Source organism: Campylobacter concisus, from assembly GCF_002914195.1.
Classification (GTDB): Bacteria; Campylobacterota; Campylobacteria; order Campylobacterales; family Campylobacteraceae; genus Campylobacter_A; species Campylobacter_A concisus_M.
On sequence record NZ_PPAU01000043.1, the window covers coordinates 1 to 752 of the forward strand.

Sequence of the window (752 nt, forward strand, 5' to 3'; positions counted from 1 at the left end):
GGATAAAGAATGAAACCTATCTATATAGCAGCACTTGGAGATGCTTGGCTGTCTAAAGATAGCCTGAACGTAATAGGCTACTACTCTACGGAGAAAAAGGCATATAAAGCCTTAAGAGATGAAGTAGAAAAGCGAGGCTACGAGCTATATAGCGGATATGCGCCGTGTATGGACTACCGAGTTCAAGGTGAGTATGGCATTTACCACAAAGACAAAAATGGCGACCACATAGATTTTGAAACATTTGGTTGCTATGACATAGAAGTCGTAAATATCAATGAAAGATACTAGCAGGAGCGTAAAATGAGAGAAAATCTATTAACAGTCAATCAGCTAATCAAAGACTTGAAAAAACTATCAAAAAATGGTTATGGAAAAGCAAATATTCTTTTATCAAGCGATGACGAGGGCAATAACTATCACGAGTGCTATTTTACAGCAACTAATATTGATCAAGATTTGATTGACTGGTTCAATTTTTGTGGAAATGAAAGCTATGCGAGTGAAATTAAAAATAATCCAACAAGCTATATAGTGCTTGGATAAAAAGGAAAAACTATGACAACAGTGAAAATTTTAAAAGAAAATGAGCAAGATTTTGAGTGGTATCCAACCACTCAAGAAATTATAGAGTGTGTAAAAAAACACATTAATGCACAAACTTATGGTGGATACAGCATACTAGACATAGGTGCTGGTGATGGCAGAGTATTAAAGGCATTGGCTAGTGGCAGAAATGCAGAGTGCTATTC

At 36.0% G+C, this 752-nt stretch carries 3 protein-coding genes; all 3 read left to right on the top strand.

Annotation, left to right across the window (positions count from 1 at the left end; genetic code table 11):
* The first annotated feature begins 9 nt into the window (after positions 1 to 9).
* Entirely contained in the window at positions 10 to 291 is a 282-nt protein-coding gene (locus CYP28_RS00890) for a hypothetical protein (RefSeq protein WP_103592741.1), read from the top strand.
* Between the two features lie 12 nt (positions 292 to 303).
* On the top strand, positions 304 to 546 hold the full coding sequence (locus tag CYP28_RS00895; protein WP_103592742.1) for a hypothetical protein: 243 nt from the start codon (positions 304 to 306) through the stop codon (positions 544 to 546).
* A gap of 12 nt (positions 547 to 558) precedes the next feature.
* Positions 559 to 752, top strand: a 194-nt coding sequence (locus CYP28_RS00900; protein WP_141090885.1) for a hypothetical protein, incomplete at its 3' end; no start/stop codon positions are given.

Coding starts and splice junctions, on each gene's coding strand:
- CYP28_RS00895 (WP_103592742.1), top strand. CDS start 304: ATGAGAGAAAATCTATTAACAGTCAATCAGCTAATCAAAGACTTGAAA.
- CYP28_RS00890 (WP_103592741.1), top strand. CDS start 10: ATGAAACCTATCTATATAGCAGCACTTGGAGATGCTTGGCTGTCTAAA.